At 70.5% G+C, this 3,761-nt stretch carries 1 protein-coding gene and 1 pseudogene; one reads left to right on the top strand and one right to left on the bottom strand.

The window, feature by feature from the left end; all coding sequences use genetic code 11:
• Positions 1–140: pseudogene (locus MZTS_RS25390) on the bottom strand (urea ABC transporter substrate-binding protein); the annotation flags it as partial.
• A 473-nt stretch (positions 141–613) separates the two neighbouring features.
• Between MZTS_RS25390 and MZTS_RS22505 the strand changes: the two are divergent.
• On the top strand, positions 614–3,761 hold a 3,148-nt coding region (locus MZTS_RS22505; RefSeq protein WP_192285486.1), incomplete at its 3' end, for an ATP-binding protein.

Below are 3,761 nucleotides of genomic sequence, written 5' to 3'. Positions count from 1 at the left end.
CCGGTCGTGTTGACGGCCGAGGTCGGCGGAGCGGCGGCGAAGGCCATGCGCGGCATCATCGCCAGGGCGGGCATGCCCGCCAGACCCATCAGAAGCTTGCGCCGGAGGGCCGATTCCAGGCCCTTCTTTTCGTCCGCCATCTTGCCTGAACCCCTGATCTCGCGTCGGCGCGGGCTCTGCCGGGTCGGCGGCCGTGCTCGAACGGGAGGAAGGCTAGGCTTGTTTGTGCGGCGCACCCTATACGCTGTTTTGCGTATGTCCGCTCCTCAACCTCGGCCGTAATCTGCCGCCCTCGCTTCCGTCAGCGTAGAGCGTTAGGAGGGCTCGCGCGCCCTGGGTTGGAAGAACCGGAGCGCAGGAGCCATGACCGATCCTCGGCCGGGACATCTCTTGCTGCCGGGCGTCGGCCCATCGTGAGGACGGCCCCCTGAGCGCCCGGTCCATCATCCCGATCCGTCGCGACTACAACCGCTTCGTCGCCGACGAGACACTGGAAGACTATGCGCTCCGCTTCACCGCCAAGAAGGCGCGGCGCTGGTCGCCCTTCCGCATCGCGCAGACGGCCCTGGGCTCGCTCTCGTTCCTGGCGCTGGAGGCGATCGGCGGCACGCTGGTGCTGGCCACGGGCTTCACCAACACCTTCGCGGCGGTGCTCGTCGTCGGGCTGATCATCTTCGCCACCGCCGCGCCGATCACCATCTACGCCGCCCGCTACGGGGTGGATATCGATCTTCTCACCCGGGGAGCAGGCTTCGGTTATCTCGGCTCGACCCTCACCTCGCTGATCTATGCCGGCTTCACCTTCCTGTTCTTCGCCATCGAGGCGGCGATCATGGCCCTGGCGCTGCAGCTCTGCTTCGGCCTGCCGCTCTGGATCGGCTACATCGTCAGCGCGGGAGCGGTGATTCCGCTGGTGGTCTACGGCATCCGCATGATCAGCCGGTTCCAGCTCTGGACCCAGCCGCTCTGGATCGGCCTCAACCTGCTGCCACTCGCCTGCATCCTGTTCTCGGGGCCGGTGCCGCTCGAGGCCTTCACCGGCTATCCCGGCACCGAGGCCGCCGGCGCCGGCTTCGACCTGCGCCTGTTCGGCCTCGCCTCCGGCATCCTGCTGGCACTGCTGGCGCAGGTCGGCGAGCAGGTCGACTTCCTGCGGTTCATGCCGCCGCCGCAAGAGGCCCCCGGCGGCAGGGGCGACTGGCGCTGGTGGACCGGCGTGCTCTCGGCCGGCGCCGGCTGGATCGTGCCGGGGATGCTGAAGATCCTGCTCGGCGCCTTCCTCACGGTGCTGGCGCTCGGCCACGGCGTGCCGGCGGATCGCGCCGCCGAGCCGACGCAGATGTACGCGGTGGCCTTCGGCTACGTCTCGTCCTCGCCCGGGGTCGCGGTGGCGCTGACCGGGCTGTTCGTGGTGATCTCGCAGCTCAAGATCAACGTGACCAACGCCTATGCCGGCTCGATCGCGTGGTCGAACTTCTTCTCACGCCTGACCCACAGCCATCCGGGGCGGGTGATCTGGCTGGTGTTCAACGTCGCTATCGCCCTGCTGCTGATGGAGCTCGGCATCGACAAGACCATCGAGAGCACCCTGCCGCTCTATGCCTGCGTGGTCTCGGCCTGGATCGGGGCGCTCGCCGCCGATCTCGCGGTCAACAAGCCGCTCGGGCTGTCGCCGCCGGGGATCGAGTTCAAGCGCGCGCATCTCTACGCCATCAACCCCGTCGGCACCGGAGCGATGGGGCTCTCGCTCGTGGCGGGCTGCCTCATCCATGCCGGGCTGCTCGGGGCCACGCTCCAACCCTTCGCCCCGATCCTGGCGCTCGCCACCGCCTTCGCCGCCGCGCCGGCCATCGCCCTCGCGACCCGAGGCCGGCGCTACCTCGCCCGCGCCCCCCACACCGCCTGGGACCGGCCGGAGATCACCTGCCGGGTCTGCGAGCATCCGTTCGAGGCCGAGGACATGGCCCGCTGCCCGGCCTATTCCGGGCCGATCTGCTCGTTGTGCTGCTCGCTCGACGCCCGCTGCGGCGACCTGTGCAAGCCGCACGGGCGGCTGGAGGCGCAGGCGCGCGAGACGCTCGCCCGCGTCCTGCCCGCCCGCACCGCCGCCTGGATCGGTGCGCCACTCGGCCGCTACCTCGCCCTGATGCTCACCCTGGTCGCGGTGATCGGGCTGATCCTCGTCATCGTCCATGCCGGCGCCGCCGCCGGGCATCCGGAACACGCCGACACGTTACGCGCCGCGCTGACGAGCCTGTTCTTCATCCTCATCGTCATCCTCGGCGTCGTCGCGTGGCTGTTCGTGCTGGCGCAGGAGAGCCGGCGGGTGGCGCAGGAGGAGACCGCCCGCCAGACCGCCCTCTACGAGGCCGAGATCGCCGCCCACAAGGTCACCGATGCCAAGCTGCAGCAGGCCAAGGAGACCGCCGAGGCCGCCAACCTCGCCAAGAGCCGCTACGTCGTCGGCATCAGCCACGAATTGCGCACCCCGCTCAACGCCGTGCTCGGCTACGCGCAGCTCCTGGAGGGCGATCCCAGCATCCCGGAGCCGCGCCGCAACGGCATCCGGGTGATCCGCCGCAGCGCCCAGCATCTCTCCGGGCTGATCGACGGGTTGCTCGACATCTCGCGCATGGAAGCGGGCAGGCTCCAGACCTACCGCAACGAGATCCGGCTGGCCGATTTCCTGGCCCAGATCGTCGACATGGTGCGGCTTCAGGCGGAGGCCGCAGGGCTCAGCTTCCGTTTCACGCGGCCCGATACCCTGCCGGCGGTGGTGGCCACCGACGAGAAGCGCCTGCGCCAGATCCTGCTCAACCTGCTCTCCAACGCCATCAAGTTCACGGCGGAGGGCGAGGTCGCCCTGGAGATGAGCTATCGCAGCCAGGTCGCCGTGTTCTCGATCCGCGACACCGGCCTCGGCATCCCCGAAGCCGACCTCGCCCGGATCTTCGAGCCGTTCGAGCGCGGCTCCATGCCCGCCGCCCGCGCGGCGCCGGGCACCGGGCTCGGGCTCACCATCGCGCATCTCCTGGCCCAGGTGATGGGCGGTGAGATCACCGTCGAGAGCCGGGTCGGCGAGGGCACCTGCTTCCGGGTGCGGCTGATGCTGGCCGCGGTGAACCGTCCCGCCCCCGCGGCGATGCCGGCCCCGGCGGCCGTCACGCGCCCGGCCTTCCCCGAGCCCGGGCGCACCGTGCTCGTCGCCGACGACGACCAAGCCCATCGGGCCCTGATGCGCGAGATCCTGGAGCCCCTGGGGTTCGCCGTCGCCGAGGCGCCGGACGGGCCGGCCTGCCTCGCTTCGGCGAAAGAGCGCGAACCGGCCTTGATCCTGCTCGACATCGCCATGCCCGGCATGAGCGGCTGGGAGGTGGCCCGCCGCTTGCGTGAGGCCGGCTGCCCGGCCCGCATCGCGATGATGTCGGCCAATGTCCACGAGATCAGCCCGACGCGCGGAGCGGATGCGCCGCACGACGACATCATTGCCAAGCCCTTTGACATGCAGGACTTTCTGGAGCGGATCACCAAGCTGCTCGGCAGTGCCCGCCCGCTTCCCGCGCCCGATCCGGCCCCTCGGCCGATCCGGCCGCCCGAGAGCCCGGCCGCCGCGCAAGGAAAGAGGGTGCCGCCCGAACACGTCGCGGAGCTGCTTCGCCTCGGCCGCATCGGGCATGTGCGCGGCATCGAGACCAAGCTCGCCGAGTTGGAGAACGACCCGGCCGTGCCGCCGGCCTTCGTCGCCCGCCTGCGCGGCCTCG

This window comes from Methylorubrum zatmanii (assembly GCF_014845115.1).
In the GTDB taxonomy this organism is placed as follows: Bacteria; Pseudomonadota; Alphaproteobacteria; order Rhizobiales; family Beijerinckiaceae; genus Methylobacterium; species Methylobacterium zatmanii.
The sequence above is the reverse complement of the archived record's forward strand: the minus strand, read 5'-3'. Positions and strand labels throughout refer to the sequence as shown.